Genomic DNA, 14923 nt, shown 5'->3' on the forward strand with positions numbered 1-14923 from the left:
CCCAGTTGGGCGCAGGGATATCCCCGCGCGGATTGGGGGGAAAGATCGGATAAGCGCGCTGCTGACGCAAGGGTGTCAGGAGGGTTGCGCAGAAAAACCTGCGAAAATGCGCAAGGACCGGAAAGTGATCAAATTCTCGCCCAATTCCCATGTTAGTCCGAAGAAGCCTCTGATAAGGCAATAGAAGTATATTCGTACCGGAGACCCCCGCTTGCCCCAATCGCCCCAACGTTCGCAGGCACACGCCAATTACGCCGCGCATGTCTTTCCTGCGACGGATTTCATGGTGGTGTCCGGGGCTAATCAGGGCGACCCGATGACGGCGTTGGATGAACTGTGTCCAGGCGATGTTTACCACATGCTGCCCGACGCACAGGCCAAGCAATTGGCGGTGCATGACCGGTCTGCCAGCGCCATAGGATCGGGGCGTTTCCTGCGGGCCGGCACTCATTCGCCCACCGTCGCCTCGGGATCCGAAGTTGGGGCGCAGGGAGACCGCATTTCGCTGGACGGGCGGATTCGCCTGATGGAACCTGACGGGCAAATCGTCGAGATGTTGCTGATTGGTGTTGCCGGGGCGGACAGTGCCTTTGGCGAGCTTTACGTGCTGCCGCTGGAACCGATTGAGCCCAAGGTCAGCTATGCCCTGATCGACGCCAACGCGGATGCGGGCGAGGTGCAGCTGGCCGATATCACGCCGGTGGCCTTTACCCGCGGCACGATGATCACGCTGGGTTCCGGCGCGCAATGCCCGATCGAGAACCTGCGTGTGGGCGACAAAGTGTTGACCCGCGACCGTGGCCCGCAGCCGGTGCGCTGGATCGGGCACCGGACGGTGCGCGCGGTGGGGCCCTATGCGCCGGTGGTGATCACCAAGGGCACGCTGGCCAATGCGTCTGACATGATCGTCAGCCAGTTCCAGCGGCTGTTCATCTATCAGACCGACCCGAACGAGCGGCTGGCCAACCAGGCCGAGGTTCTGGTGCGCGCCCGTGATCTGGTTGAGAACGAGGCGGTCTTTATCCGCACGGGCGGTTTTGTGGATTACTTCCACCTGATCTTTGACGCTCACGAAATCATTTATGCCGAGTGCACCCCGACCGAAAGCCTGCTGGTCGACGAACGCGCGCTGGGCCGGTTGCCGGACGAGTTGGCCCGCGACATGGAAACCGCCCTACCCAGCCTGTCGCACAAGCCGCATTTCGGCAAAGAGCCGGACAAGGCGCGCCTGCGGCCCGAACGCCTGCAACGGCGCCCGCGCGACACCTGACCCGGTGGCCGGGTCATGGGGACCGAGTACAATTTTCGCAAGGTTCTGAACGGCGATCTGCCGCTGCTGGCAACGTGGCGCGCCGCGCCGCATGTGCGGGTGTGGTGGGACAGCGACGAACCCGACAGCCCTGCCGAGCTGACCGACAGCCGTGTCGCGCGCTTTATCGTGTCGCTTGGTGACCGGCCCTTTGCCTATATGCAGGACTACACCGTGCATGGCTGGGACGGGCACCATTTCTTTGAACTGCCCCTTGGGTCGCGCGGGATCGATCAGTTCATCGGCCTGCCCGATATGGTGGGCAAGGGCCACGGGCCGGCCTTTATCGCGCAGCGCGTCGCCGACCTGTTTGCCGCCGGTGCGCCGGTGGTGGCGACCGATCCGCACCCCGACAACACGCGCGCCATCGCGGCCTATGAAAAGGCCGGTTTCCGGGCGTTTGGCCCGTCGAAGGACACGCCATGGGGGCGCATTCTGCCAATGCGGGCGGATCGCAGCTAGGCCGCGGCGGGCGCCCTTTGCCGGGTGATGGCCAACACGCCCAGCGCCAGCAGCGCCACACCCGAGGCCAACATGATCACCGTCTGAAAGTCATAAAACTGCGCCATGGCGCCCGCCACCGGCCCGGCCAGCAACCCGCTGACCATCAGCGTGTTCCAATACAGCGCCGTGGCGCCCGCCGGGCGGTCTTTGCCAAAGGATTGCACATAGCTGATGCCAAGGCTGGCATAGAGCCCGTAATACAGCCCCTCCATCGCCGCACCTGCGACCATCTGCGGGAAGGTCTGCACCTGCGACAAGACCAGGATCGTCACCACCGCCAAAGCCGTGGTGCCCAGCAGCGCCCGCCGCATGCCGATCCGTGCCACGATCATCGGGACCGAGAAGATGGCGAACACCTCGACAAAGGTTTTCACGCTGAAGGCGAGGCCGGGCGCGTAGCCGGGCAACCCAACCTCGGCCACGTAAAACACCGGCAACGACGCAAAGGTCAGCGAATGCGCCAACGACATGCAGAACACAAACGCCGCGGCCATGCGCATGCTGCCCGAAACGCTTGTCGCCCCGACCGCGTCGGCTTTGGGCTTGGGCTCGGCGGTCACGTCGCGCGGCAGGGTGAACCACCACATCACGATCCAGATCAGCGACATGCACAGCGCAAAGCCGAACACCGCCCGGACCGAGATCAGGTCGGCCACCAGAAACGCCGCCGCCGGCCCGACCATCCAGCCGGTCGACGTGGTGGCGCGCATGTGGCTGTTGAAGGTGCCGCGGTCCATATTGTGCCGCTCGGCCATGCTGCCGCCCAGGCTGAACATGGTGGATATCGCGGTAGAGCTGATGCCAAAGCCCAGCACGCCAACGCTCAGCACCATCCACAGCTTGGGCACCGCAAAAAGCGCAGCCGCGGCAAGGGCAAACCCCGTGGCCGCCAGCCCGATCAGCGGGAACACCCGTGTGCCGCCATCAATGCGCCGGGCAAACAGGCGGTTCGCCGTCAGCGTCAGTCCCACGGCCATCACCGAATAGACGCTGAGGATCCACGGCTGATGGCCCAGCCCCTCGATCAGGAAAAAGCCCATGAAGGGCACAATCATCGCGGCGCTGACGGTCTCGACAAATAGCAGGGCAAGAAATTGCAGCCGCGCGGTTTTTTCGGCGGAAGGCATGGGAAAATCCGGTGATGAAATGACACCGACTTCATCACAGGATTGGCGCGCTCAGGCAAGCCCGATCAGGTCAGGGTGCGCAAAAGCGGCGCCCATTGCTCACGCATCGGGGCGTATAGCTTTTGGGGTTTGTCAAAGATGGCCAGCCCCTCTTCGGCCAGATCGCCATAGGCGGCGCGGTCGTTGATACGCGCGACAGGCTCTTGCCCCAGCTTCTTGAAAAACGCATCCAGCCGCGCGCTGGACCGTGACCGCGGCCGCAGACGGTTGGCCAGCAATTGCAGACCAACCTTGCCCTTGCGGATGCGCTTGATCTCTTGCAGGTCCTTCATGAACCGCTTGGTCGCGTCCTCGTCGAAAAACGACGGCAGGACCGGGGCGATCACCGCCTTGGCCTCGGCCACCAACTGCTGCGCATCCTCGTCATAGATCGAACCGGGCGCGTCGATCACCACGTATTGCAGCCCCTTCGGCGCGTCGCCCAGCGATTTGGGCGAGGTCCAGTCCAGCGGCGTGATCCGGGCCACGCCCTTGGGCCGCCGTTTCAGCCAGCGCGAGGCGGATTTCTGCGGGTCGGCATCGGCCAGCCCGACCTTCCAGCCGCCATCGGCCAGCGCGCTTGCAATGGTGATCGCCGCCGTGGTCTTGCCACAGCCGCCTTTACGATTAGCTATGAGGATGGGTTTCAATCGGGCCTCTTCGACATTGTTATGTGCAATGTATATACAAAACATATGCAACTTACTCAAGGGATTTGTGCGAAAATGACCGAAAACACCAAGGATGCGCCCAATATCGTGATCTTTCCGCCGCTGGCTTCGGTCATTGCGCCGGGCGTGGCGGTGGCGTTGGAGGTCGCGCTGCCACGCAGCTTTCTGCCCCCCGCCTTCACGCCGTGGATGCTGATCCTGGGGGTGGCGCTGATGGTGGCGGCCTTCGCGCTGGCCATCAGCGGGGTGCGCGCGTTCAAGGCGGGCGAGACCAACGTGGACCCCCGCCAACCGGCGCTGAACCTGGTGGAGGCCGGCCCCTACCGGTTCACCCGCAACCCGATGTATCTGGGCATGGTGACGCTGCAATTTGGGCTGGCGCTGACCTTCTCGCTGGACTGGGCCATCCCGGCGGGGCTGATCCTGTGGTCGGTGCTGCACTGGGGCGTGGTGCTGCGTGAAGAGGCGTATCTGAGCGCAAAATTCGGCCAACCCTACAACGACTATCTGACCCGCACCCGCCGCTGGCTGTAACCCCGGTTTACCCCGGCAGGCCACACCCCTAGGGTGAGCGAAACGGGTCGGGGAATGGTGATATGGGTAATCGGCAACATCTGGAATGGCTGCTGGAAGGGGTCGAGGCGTGGAACGCGCGGCGAGAGGCTGAGGAATTCGAGCCGGATTTGTCGGGATTCGACATCTACGAAGCGTTCAAAGACGCTGGAAAATTGGATAGTTCCGGCCGCATCCCGCTGGCTAACGCGGACCTCCTGAAGGCGAACCTCAGAGGAGCGGACCTTAAAGAGGCGGACCTCAGGGAGGCGAACCTCGGGGAGGCGGACCTCAGGGAGGCGGACCTCAGGGAGGCGAGGCTCTGGGCGGCGAAACTTTGGGGGGCGAACCTCATTGAAGCGGACCTCAGGGGGGCAGGCTTCATGCGCACTAACCTCGAGGGAGCGTTCTTCAGGGGGGCAAAGGTTCGAAGGCGCGTTTACGCGGTCGCGGCAGGAAACGGTGGCCACGTGCTCGTGTGGACGGATCTTTCTACAACATTGAATCTCACTCAACCCCAAGTGGATGTCATGGATGGTGACAAAGGCACCATCCTGCCGCCGGGTTTGACCCATCCACCCGACTGGCCCGATCCGCCTGAAGTGCCAACCGAAGAACCGGCCCCCGCGCCCGAGGACACGGCGGAACAGACCGCAGTAAAGAGAGTGGTTCGCGAGAAACTCGCGGTTAATCGCGATGTGTTGCTGCTGACGTCGGCGTCGTTGCTACAGCAAATTGCCGATTACCGCTTTGTGGTTTATAGCGACAACCAACTGGCCATTGACCATCCCGAACACCGCGACCGCTTGCTGGGGTTTCTGGACGAGTTGAGCGCAAACCTCGAAACCTTGTTGCAGCAGGTCCCCGCACCCGGCGAAGAAGCATCAGAGGAACAAGCTGAAGAAGCCGCCTCGTGGTTTGATCGCTTTACCGGGGTGGCCTTGCCGGAACTGCAACAATTCTTCTCTGCCGAGGCATTGGGCAAAGCGTCTGTCCCTGGTGGGATCATTTTGAGTTTCGGCGCGCTGGGTGCTGCGGTTTCCGGCTTCAACCCTCTGGGCTTTGGAGCCGGAGCAATGGTCGGCAAGTGGATCACCGGCGAGATGAAAAGCGGCAAGGCGGCTGACAAGGTGATCGAGATGCTCGACACGGACGCGCCGGACAATTGACATAGGTGCGTGCCGCCGCTGGCTTTGGGCTTTCGCTTGGGGCCCTGCCCGGCTATATCGCGGATATGTTGGATACCGCTTCAAATCGCCCTGACCTGCCGCCCGAGATTGCGCGGCGGCGGACCTTTGCCATTATCTCGCACCCCGATGCGGGTAAGACGACGCTGACCGAAAAGTTTCTGCTGTATGGCGGCGCCATTCAGATGGCCGGACAGGTGCGCGCCAAGGGCGAGGCACGGCGGACGCGGTCGGACTTCATGCAGATGGAGAAGGACCGGGGGATCTCGGTCTCGGCCTCGGCCATGTCGTTTGATTTCGACAATTTCCGGTTCAATCTGGTCGACACGCCGGGCCACAGCGATTTCTCGGAAGATACGTATCGCACGCTGACGGCGGTGGATGCGGCGGTGATGGTGATCGACGGTGCGAAGGGGGTGGAGAGCCAGACGCAGAAGCTGTTCGAAGTGTGCCGGCTGCGCGATCTGCCGATCCTGACCTTTTGTAACAAGATGGACCGCGAAAGCCGCGAGACCTTCGACATTATCGACGAGATCCAGCAGAACCTGGCCATCGACGTGACCCCGGCCAGCTGGCCCATCGGTGTGGGCCGCGATTTCCTGGGCTGTTATGACATGCTGAACGACCGGCTGGAGCTGATGGACCGTGCCGACCGCAATGTGGTGGCTGAAAGCGTGTCGATCGACGGGCTGGACGATCCTAAGCTGGCCGAACACATCCCCGAACACCTGCTGGAGCAGCTGCGCGAAGAGGTGGAGATGGCGCGCGAGCTGTTGCCCGCGCTGGACCCGCAATCGGTGCTGGAGGGGCATATGACGCCGATCTGGTTCGGCTCGGCCATCAACTCGTTCGGCGTGCAGGAACTGATGAAGGGCATCGGCAATTTCGGCCCGCAGCCGCAGGTGCAGGCGGCCGAGCCGCGCCAGATTGCGCCCGAGGAAAAGAAAGTGGCCGGGTTCGTGTTCAAGGTGCAGGCCAATATGGACCCAAAACACCGCGACCGGGTGGCCTTTGTGCGCATGGCCTCGGGCCATTTCAAACGCGGCATGAAACTGACGCATGTGCGGTCAAAAAAGCCGATGGCGATATCCAACCCGGTGCTGTTTCTGGCATCCGACCGCGAGCTGGCCGAAGAGGCCTGGGCCGGCGATATCATCGGCATCCCCAACCACGGGCAGCTGCGCATTGGCGACACGCTGACTGAGGGCGAGGCGTTGCGCGTGACCGGCATTCCGTCCTTCGCCCCCGAGCTGTTGCAGACCTGTCGGGCGGGTGATCCGCTGAAGGCCAAGCATCTGGACAAGGCGCTGATGCAGTTCGCCGAGGAAGGTGCCGCCAAGGTGTTTAAGCCGATGATGGGTGCGGGCTTCATCGTGGGCGTGGTTGGGCAATTGCAGTTCGAGGTGCTGGCCAGCCGGATCGAGCTGGAATACGGCCTGCCGGTTCGGTTCGAGGCGTCGCAGTTTACCTCGGCGCGCTGGGTCACCGGCCCGCAGGATGCGGTGGACGCCTTCGTCAATGCCAACAAGCAACATATCAGCCACGATAATGACGGCGACATCGTCTATATGACCCGTCTGCAATGGGATATCGACCGCGTGGCGCGCGACTATCCCGACCTGACGCTGAGCGCGACAAAAGAGATGCAGGTATAGCGTCGCACCCCCCTGCCCGGGCTTGTTCCGGGCGGGTTTTGCGCCATAGTTCGGGCATGACCGAACCCACCCAATTGGACAGTTTGCTGGACACGCTTGAGGCGCTGGCCGAAGCGCCGGGCGAGGTGTCGTTGCGCCAGGTGCTGCGCGCGCTGGGGCCGCGCAGTTTCGGGCCGCTGATGGTGGCGGCGGCGGGGTTGCTGATCTTGCCGGTGGGTATGATCCCGGGTGTGCCGGGCGCGGTGGCGGCGATGTTGGGCCTGATCGGGGTGCATCTGTTCGTGGCACGGGCGCAGATCTGGGTGCCGAAATGGCTGGCGCGGCGCAGCGTGTCATCGCGGTTGCTGGGCGCGTCGGCCCGCCGCGCGCGGCCCTGGGCGCACCGGTTGCGCCCCTTGCTGGCCACCCGCGCAACCGGATTGGTCGAAGGCGCCCTGTCTGTTCGCGCCATGGGTCTGATCCTTGTGGCGACCGGCGCGGTGATGTTCGTTATTGGTTTTATCCCCGGCCTGCCCTTCGCGCTGGCGGGTCACGTGTTGCTGTTCGGCCTGGGCCTGACGGCGCGGGACGGGGTTTTGGTGGCGTTGGGTTACGTTGCTGTCCTGGCGGAAATCGGCCTGATCGTTACGCTTTTGGGATGGCTGACCTGACGCATCGTTGCCTTGGCCCGGATGCTGTGTTGGAATGTAATACCATAACAGACACCGAGGTTCCCATGCGCGCCTTTGCCATTGCCCTGATGCTTGCCGCCACGCCGGTTTTGGCCAGCGAAGACCATGATGACGACGCCCACCATCTTGCCGAAGCCGAGGGGATTCGCATCCTGCACGCCTGGGCCCGCGAGGGCGAGGCGCGCATCTATATGGAGATCGAAAACACCGGCGAACAGTCGGTGACACTGGAAGGTGGCGAGATCGAGGGGCTGGGCGAACTGGTCCTGATGGCGATGCCCATCTCGGCCACAGGTGGAGACATTGCGCCGATCAAGGAAATGCGGATCAGGGGCGGCGGTGCATTCGCTTTGACTCCTGAAGGAATGTTCCTGATGCTAGAGGCCCCGGCCGACTGGACCGCCGGACAGCATGTGGACGCTCATGTGGCACTGCACCCTTTGGGCGAGGTGGAGATCGAAGTTGAGGTTTTTGCAGCAGGCACTGATCAGCATCCTCATGCTGGTCACAACCACTAACACCACCGCGGCACAGGACCTGCCGCCGGGCTGGCACTTGCTGCGCGAGGTGCAGGTCACCGAGTATCAGGACACAAATGGTGACTGGCTGGTGGCCAAAGAGTTCCCCGAAGCGCTGCGCGAACGGGCCGACGATTTCCAGATTACGGGCTTTTATTCTCCATTCATGGCAGAAGCTTACGTGCAGCAATTCATGTTGCTGCCCGAAGACTCGGACTGTCCGTTTTGCGGCGCGTCGGGCTATGGTGTGATGCTGGAGGTGCATATGCGCCACCCGCTGCCGGACATCGCGGAAGGTACCCTTTTGACGCTGACCGGGCGGCTGGAACTGATGGATGACCCGGGCACGTATCAAACCGCGCGCCTGCTGGACGCGCGAACACTGTCCATTTTGCGTGGCCAATAGCCCACAAATTTTGCAAAATTTCGCGTAAAACCGGGCATTTCCGGCTGTTTTCTTGACCCTTGCGCCCCCGTGCCCTACAACTCGCCACATCAGAAAGCCCGGCAATTCGGCCGGCTTCGCCGCGTGGAGATGCGGCATAAAAAACGCCGCATAACCCGAAAGGCATGCATGACAAAATTCGCTGATTTGGGGTTGGACCCCAAGGTTCTGGCCGCTGTAGATGACGCTGGATACGAGACGCCCACCCCGATTCAGGCGGGGGCGATTCCGCCGGCGCTGATCGGCCGGGATGTTCTGGGTATCGCCCAGACCGGCACCGGCAAAACCGCCAGCTTTACCTTGCCGATGATCACCCTGTTGGCCAAGGGCCGCGCCCGTGCCCGCATGCCGCGCAGCCTTGTTTTGGCACCGACACGCGAACTGGCCGCGCAGGTGGCCGAAAACTTTGACATCTACGCCAAGAACACCCGCCTGACCAAAGCGCTGCTGATCGGCGGGGTCAGCTTCAAGGAACAGGATGCGCTGATCAACAAGGGCGTTGACGTTCTGATCGCCACGCCGGGCCGTCTGCTGGACCATTTTGAACGCGGCAAGCTGCTGTTGACCGGCGTTCAGGTGATGGTGGTGGACGAGGCTGACCGGATGCTGGACATGGGCTTCATCCCCGATATCGAACGCATTTTCCAGCTGACGCCGTTTACCCGGCAGACCCTGTTTTTCAGCGCCACAATGGCGCCCGAGATCGAGCGGATCACCAATACCTTCCTATCGAACCCCGAAAAGATCGAGGTGGCCCGCGCCGCCACGACGTCGGAGACGATCGAACAGGGTGTGGTGATGTTCAAGGCCAGCCGCAAAGACCGGCAGGCCAAGGAAAAACGCGATTTGCTGCGCGCGCTGATCGACAAGGAAGGCGAGGCCTGCTCCAACGCGATCATCTTTTGCAACCGCAAGACCGAGGTCGACATCGTCGCCAAATCGTTGAACAAGCACGGCTATAACGCCGCAGCCATTCATGGTGACCTGGATCAAAGCCACCGGATGCGCACGCTGGACGGCTTCCGGGACGGGTCGATCCGGTTCTTGTGCGCCTCGGACGTGGCTGCACGCGGGCTGGACATCCCGAATGTGAGCCACGTGTTCAACTATGACGTGCCCAGCCATGCCGAGGATTACGTGCACCGTATTGGCCGCACGGGTCGCGCAGGGCGCGAGGGCAAGGCAATGATGATCTGCGTGCCCTACGACGAAAAGAACTTTGCCGCCATCGAAAAGCTGGTCGACAAGGAAATCCCGCGCATCGAAAGCCCGGTTGAGTTTACGGCGCCGTCAAAGCCGGCATCCAAATCGGCCAAGCCTGCGGATGAGGACAAAAAGCCCAAGTCCGAGAAGGCCGAGCGCAGTTCGGACAAACCGAAATCGAGCCGCTCGCGCGGTGGGCGCAAGTCTGGGCGCGACCGGTATCAGAATGACGAACCCGTGGTGGGCATGGGCGATCACGTGCCGGCCTTTTTGACCCGCAGCTTCAAAAGCACCGCGGCGTAAGCGCCTGACATTCAATTAAAAAAGCCGCGTCGAGGGGACCTCGGCGCGGCTTTTTCATGGAGTGGTAAGGATCACGCCGCGCTGAGCCGGCTGATGATCACCGCCACCTCGGGTTTGCGGCCGATTTCATCCTGCGCCACCTGGCGGGTGCGGCGGCGGATGGTTTCCTCCAGCGCGTCGTCATCCATAAGGGTCTTGTCGCTGGCGCGGTTCAGGGTTTGCATCAATTCCCCTTCCAGAACCTCGACCAGACCGGCACGCGACAGGCCGGTTTCGGCCAAACCGCGCAGTTCGACCCAGGGTTCGCCCAGCGGCTCGTCGTCTTCGTCGATGATCAGCGAGATCAGCACCAGCCCATTCAGCGCCATCCGAATGCGGTCGCGCACGATGCCGTCAAAGGCGCCGATGGTCAGCGCGCCGTCCAGATAGCGGCGGCTGGCCTCGATATGATCTACCACAACCGGTTTGTCGCCGGACAGGTCCAGCATCGTGCCATTGGTGGCCACAATCGAGGCGCGACCGCCCTCTTCGGCCAGCTTGGCATGGGCGCGCAGATGGCGGTGTTCGCCATGCATGGGCACCACCATCTGCGGGTTGATGATGTCGTGCACGCGCTTCAGGTCGGGCCGGTTGGCATGGCCGGAAACGTGGTAGAGGTCGGCGCTGTCCTCAACCACGTCGACACCCATTTCAGACAGCGCGTTGATGATCGAGATCACGCCGCGTTCATTGCCGGGAATGGTTTTGGAGGAAAACAGGAACGTGTCCCCCTCGGCCAGCGTCAGGCCCAGGTATTTGCCGCGGCTCAGCTGGGCACTGGCGGCGCGACGCTCGCCCTGGCTGCCGGTGACGATCAGCATCAGGTTTTCACGCGGGATGCTGGTGGCGTCTTCTGGCGAGACTGTCGACGGGAAATCGGTCAACACGCCCGATTGCACCCCGGCCTCGACCATGCGGCGCATGGCGCGGCCCAGCAGGACGATGGACCGGCCCGCGTCGCGCCCGGCCTCGGCCAGTGTTTTCAGCCGCGCGATATTCGAGGCAAAGGTGGTGGCCACAACCATGCCCGGCTGCGCGGCGATCAATTGGCGGATGGCCGGGGCCACGGTGCTTTCGGACCGGCCTGCGGCGGGCGAGAAGACGTTGGTGCTGTCGCAGATCAGCGCCTTGACGCCGGGTTTGGCGATCTCGGCCCAAAGGTCGGGGTCAAAGGGTTCGCCCACCACCGGGTTTTCGTCCAGCTTGAAATCGCCGGTATGCACCAGACGGCCCGCGGGGCTGTCGATGATCAGGCCCGAGCTTTCGGGGATCGAGTGCGAGACCGGCAGGAACGACACCTGAAACGGCCCGGCCTGCACCTGCATCGGGTATGGCGGCACAATCTCGACCGCCTCGGGGTCTTGTCCGCGTTCATCAAGCTTGCGCGCGGCGATGTTGCCGGTGAAGGCGCGGCAATAGACCGGCGCCTTAAGCTGCGGCAGAACCATGGCCAGCGCGCCGATATGATCCTCGTGCGCGTGGGTGATAAAGATCGCCTCCAGCCGGTCGGCGCGTTCGGCCAGCCAGGCCAGATCGGCAAAGATCAGGTCCACGCCCGGGGTGCTGTCCATATCGGGGAAGGTCACGCCCGCATCCACCAGGATCAGGCGTTCCTTGCCGGCGGGGCCATAGCCGTAGACATAGGCGTTCATGCCGATCTCGCCGGCGCCGCCAAGCGGCAGGTACATCAGTTGGGTATCGCTCATGCGATCATATTTTCCTTGTTATACGCATGGATCACGGTCAGCCCATGCATTGTCAGATCGTCCTCGATGCTGTCAAACAGCATTTCCCCCTGCGCGAAAAGGGGGGCCAGCCCGCCGGTGCCGATAATCTGCATCGGTTTATCATATTCGCCGCGGATACGCTCGCAAATGCCGCGCACTAGCCCGACATAGCCCCAAAAGACGCCCGATTGCATACAGGCCACCGTGTTGGTGCCAATGACCGCCTGCGGTTTGGTCACGTCCACATGGGGCAGCGCGGCGGCGGCCGAGTGCAGCGCCTCGAGGCTGAGATTAACCCCCGGTGCAATCACCCCGCCCACATAGGCGCCATCGGCGGCGACCACGTCAAAGGTGGTTGCGGTGCCGAAATCCACCACGATCAGGTCGCCGCCATGGCGGTTAAACGCCCCGGCGGCATTCACCAGACGGTCGGGGCCCACCGCCGTGCCCTCGTCCACGCGCGGGGGTTGCGGAAGAAGGCAGCTGGGCCGGCCCACAACGATGGGGCGCGTGCCAAAATAGCGGTCGGTGAAGACGCGCAGGTTGAAGACCACGCGCGGCACGGTGGACGAGATGATGACGTCTGAAATGTCTGCCTCGATCCCGTGATGGCGCACCAGGGTCGAATACCAGGTGAAATACTGATCGGCGGTGCGTTGGTGTTCGGTTGACGTGCGCAGGGTGCACAGGAACCTGGTCCCGTCCCAGATCGAGAAAACCGTATTGGTATTACCGCAATCGATGCAGAGCAGCATGGCCTGCCCCTCCCTTGGTCAGAAAAACACTTCGGCGGCCGCGATGGCCTTTGGGCCGCGCGGGGTGCGCAACACAAGGTTGCCCGCCGCGTCGACAGTGTCAAACACGCCGACAATGTTGTCGGAGCCCACGCGCGCGGTGATGGTCTCGCCCAGCTTGGCGGCATGGGCCAGCCAGCGGTTGCGGATCGGTTCGAACCCATAGGTGGCGAAGCTGCGTTCCAGCGCGTCGAAGGCCACGGCCAGTTCGAACAGAACCCCCTCGGGGCGCAGACGGGCCGTGGTGAACTCGGCCACGGCCACGGGCGGCACGGCGCCGGGTTCAACCTCGGCCATCGACGGCGCCTGCGTCAGGTTGATGCCAATCCCGATGCTGAGCCAGTTGACCTGCCCCGCCACGCCGGTGCTTTCCAGCAGGATACCGGCCACCTTGCCGCCGCCCAAAAGCACGTCATTGGGCCATTTCAGCGACAGTTTGGCGGGTGGTACCACCTTGGACAGCGCATCGTAAAGCGCGAGGGCTGCCACGAACGACCGCAGCGCCACCTGATCGGGCGGGCCGTCGGGGCGATAGATCAGGGTGGCGGCGAAATTGCCCCACGGGTTGCGCCACGCGCGGCCACGGCGGCCACGCCCGGCGGTCTGGCTGCGGGCCAGTATCCATGTGGGGGTTGTCAGCGTGGGTGCACGACGGGCGGCCTCGGCCATGGTGCTGTCGACTTCGTCCAGCAGCACCCGGTCATAGGTATCGGGCCACCCGGCCCAGTCCATCTCAGTTGACAAGAGCCTGTGCCGCGCCCAGTGCCAGTTCATCCACGCCCAGCATGGTCACCATGCCGGCCAGCATCACCAGCGCCGAACCTGTCAGGAACACCCGGCCCGTCAGGGTCATGGTGCCGTCCAGTGCAACATCCGGCTTGTCGCCGAAATACATGTAGAAAACGATGCGCAGGTAGTAGAACGCGCCGATGACCGAGGCAATCACACCGCCAATGGCCAGCCACGCATAGCCCGCATCAACCGCGGCATTCAGGACCGCGAACTTGCCGGCAAATCCCAGCAGGGGCGGCACACCCGCAAGGCTGAACATCAGGGCAGCAACGGCTGCCGCGCGGCCGGGATATTCGACCGAGTACATGCTCAACGCGCTGATGTCGGTGACCGGCTGACCGTCGCGCTGCATCCCAAGGATGAAGGCAAACGTGCCCAGGTTCATCGCGATGTAGATCGCCATGTAGATCAGCATGGCCTGAACGCCGGTTTCCGTACCGGCGGCCAGACCCATCAGGGCAAAGCCCATATGCGCGATCGACGAATAGGCCATCAGGCGCTTGATGTTCTGCTGTCCAATGGCGGCAATGGCGCCAAGGAACATCGACAGCAACGCCAGCAGAGCCACGATTTGTCCCCAGTCGCCCGGTGCGGCGCCAAAGGCGTCCAGCATCACGCGGGCGAACAGGGCCATGGCGGCCATTTTCGGCGCGGTGGCAAAGAAGGCGGTCACCGGCGTGGGCGAGCCCTCGTAGACATCCGGGGTCCACATGTGGAAGGGCACGGCCGACACTTTGAAGGCCAGGCCGGTGATCAGGAAGACAAGCCCGATCAGCAGACCCGTGGCCATGCCGTCTTCGCCAATCGTGGAGATGATGCCCGAGAAAACCGTGGTGCCGGCATAGCCGTAGACCAGCGAGGCACCATAAAGCAGCAGGCCCGAGCTGAGCGCCCCCAGCACGAAATATTTCAGTCCGGCTTCGGTCGATTTCACGCTGTCGCGGCGCAGCGAGGCCACAACATAGAGAGACAGCGATTGCAGCTCCAACCCCATGTAAAGCGCCATCAGGTCACCGGCCGACACCATCATCATCATGCCAACGGTCGCCAGCGAAATCAGGATCGGATACTCAAAACGCAGCAGGTTGTGACGCTCCATATAGTCGCGCCCCATCAGCAGGACACCCGCGCCCGACAACAGGATGATCACCTTGGCAAACCGGGCAAACCCGTCGGCGATGAAGGCGCCACCAAAGGCCGCGCTTGTCCCCTCGCCCGCTGTGCCGACCCAAAGGGCCAGCACAACCAGCACGGCGGCGGTTGTCACAACCAGCGTGCCCGCGACCTTATCCTTGGTCGTGTAGACCCCAAAGAGCAGCGCCGCCATCGCATAGACAGCCAGCAAAACCTCGGGCAGGACGGTTACGAAATCGGCAGAGGTCATCGG

15 protein-coding genes are annotated in these 14923 nt (G+C 63.0%); 9 read left to right on the top strand and 6 right to left on the bottom strand.

What is annotated here, in order from left to right; all coding sequences use genetic code 11:
- Positions 1-211: 211 nt before the first annotated feature.
- A complete protein-coding gene (locus tag ACMU_RS10760) occupies positions 212-1270 on the top strand; it encodes a Hint domain-containing protein (RefSeq protein WP_051588271.1) in 1059 nt (352 codons plus the stop codon).
- Between the two features lie 15 nt (positions 1271-1285).
- Positions 1286-1771, top strand: a complete 486-nt coding sequence (locus ACMU_RS10765; RefSeq protein WP_051588272.1) for a GNAT family N-acetyltransferase — start codon at positions 1286-1288, stop codon at positions 1769-1771.
- On the opposite strand, the gene ACMU_RS10770 is transcribed toward ACMU_RS10765, so the two are convergent.
- Entirely contained in the window at positions 1768-2940 is a 1173-nt protein-coding gene (locus tag ACMU_RS10770; protein ID WP_035259391.1) for an MFS transporter, read from the bottom strand. The two genes, ACMU_RS10765 and ACMU_RS10770, sit on opposite strands and share 4 nt — an antisense overlap.
- A gap of 65 nt (positions 2941-3005) precedes the next feature.
- Entirely contained in the window at positions 3006-3629 is a 624-nt protein-coding gene (locus tag ACMU_RS10775; RefSeq protein ID WP_035259790.1) for a ParA family protein, read from the bottom strand.
- A 75-nt stretch (positions 3630-3704) separates the two neighbouring features.
- Here ACMU_RS10775 and ACMU_RS10780 point away from each other — a divergent pair, with 75 nt between their 5' ends.
- From ACMU_RS10780 to ACMU_RS10810, 7 genes are all read left to right on the top strand, one after another.
- Positions 3705-4184, top strand: coding sequence for a methyltransferase family protein (locus tag ACMU_RS10780; protein WP_035259394.1), 480 nt, complete (start codon positions 3705-3707; stop codon positions 4182-4184).
- A gap of 62 nt (positions 4185-4246) precedes the next feature.
- Positions 4247-5371, top strand: a complete 1125-nt coding sequence (locus tag ACMU_RS18800) for a pentapeptide repeat-containing protein (protein ID WP_051588273.1) — start codon at positions 4247-4249, stop codon at positions 5369-5371.
- A gap of 65 nt (positions 5372-5436) precedes the next feature.
- On the top strand, positions 5437-7044 hold the full coding sequence (locus ACMU_RS10790; protein ID WP_035259793.1) for a peptide chain release factor 3: 1608 nt from the start codon (positions 5437-5439) through the stop codon (positions 7042-7044).
- 56 nt (positions 7045-7100) lie between these two features.
- Positions 7101-7694 carry an exopolysaccharide biosynthesis protein gene (locus ACMU_RS18805; RefSeq protein ID WP_051588274.1) on the top strand — a complete coding sequence of 198 codons (594 nt, stop codon included), beginning with the start codon at positions 7101-7103 and terminating at the stop codon, positions 7692-7694.
- On the top strand, positions 7682-8233 hold the full coding sequence (locus ACMU_RS10800) for a copper chaperone PCu(A)C (protein ID WP_035259396.1): 552 nt from the start codon (positions 7682-7684) through the stop codon (positions 8231-8233). Before ACMU_RS18805 ends, ACMU_RS10800 begins: the two co-directional genes overlap by 13 nt.
- Complete coding sequence (locus tag ACMU_RS10805; RefSeq protein ID WP_035259398.1) at positions 8214-8639, top strand: hypothetical protein; 426 nt, start codon at positions 8214-8216, stop codon at positions 8637-8639. The genes ACMU_RS10800 and ACMU_RS10805 overlap by 20 nt, the downstream gene beginning before the upstream one ends.
- A gap of 168 nt (positions 8640-8807) precedes the next feature.
- Entirely contained in the window at positions 8808-10184 is a 1377-nt protein-coding gene (locus ACMU_RS10810; protein WP_035259798.1) for a DEAD/DEAH box helicase, read from the top strand.
- A 71-nt stretch (positions 10185-10255) separates the two neighbouring features.
- Here the strand turns inward: ACMU_RS10810 and ACMU_RS10815 are convergent, their stop codons facing one another.
- Genes ACMU_RS10815 through nuoN form a run of 4 tightly spaced genes read right to left on the bottom strand, consistent with a single transcriptional unit; the run spans position 10256 to position 14920 of the window.
- Entirely contained in the window at positions 10256-11929 is a 1674-nt protein-coding gene (locus ACMU_RS10815) for a ribonuclease J (protein ID WP_035259399.1), read from the bottom strand.
- A complete protein-coding gene (locus ACMU_RS10820; protein WP_035259400.1) occupies positions 11926-12705 on the bottom strand; it encodes a type III pantothenate kinase in 780 nt (259 codons plus the stop codon). Before ACMU_RS10820 ends, ACMU_RS10815 begins: the two co-directional genes overlap by 4 nt.
- Positions 12706-12723: 18 nt before the next feature.
- Positions 12724-13476, bottom strand: coding sequence for a biotin--[acetyl-CoA-carboxylase] ligase (locus ACMU_RS10825; protein ID WP_035259401.1), 753 nt, complete (start codon positions 13474-13476; stop codon positions 12724-12726).
- Position 13477: 1 nt separating this feature from the next.
- Entirely contained in the window at positions 13478-14920 is a 1443-nt protein-coding gene (gene nuoN / locus ACMU_RS10830; RefSeq protein WP_035259800.1) for an NADH-quinone oxidoreductase subunit NuoN, read from the bottom strand.
- Positions 14921-14923 lie beyond the last annotated feature (3 nt).

This window comes from Actibacterium mucosum KCTC 23349, from assembly GCF_000647975.1.
GTDB classification, from domain to species: Bacteria; Pseudomonadota; Alphaproteobacteria; order Rhodobacterales; family Rhodobacteraceae; genus Actibacterium; species Actibacterium mucosum.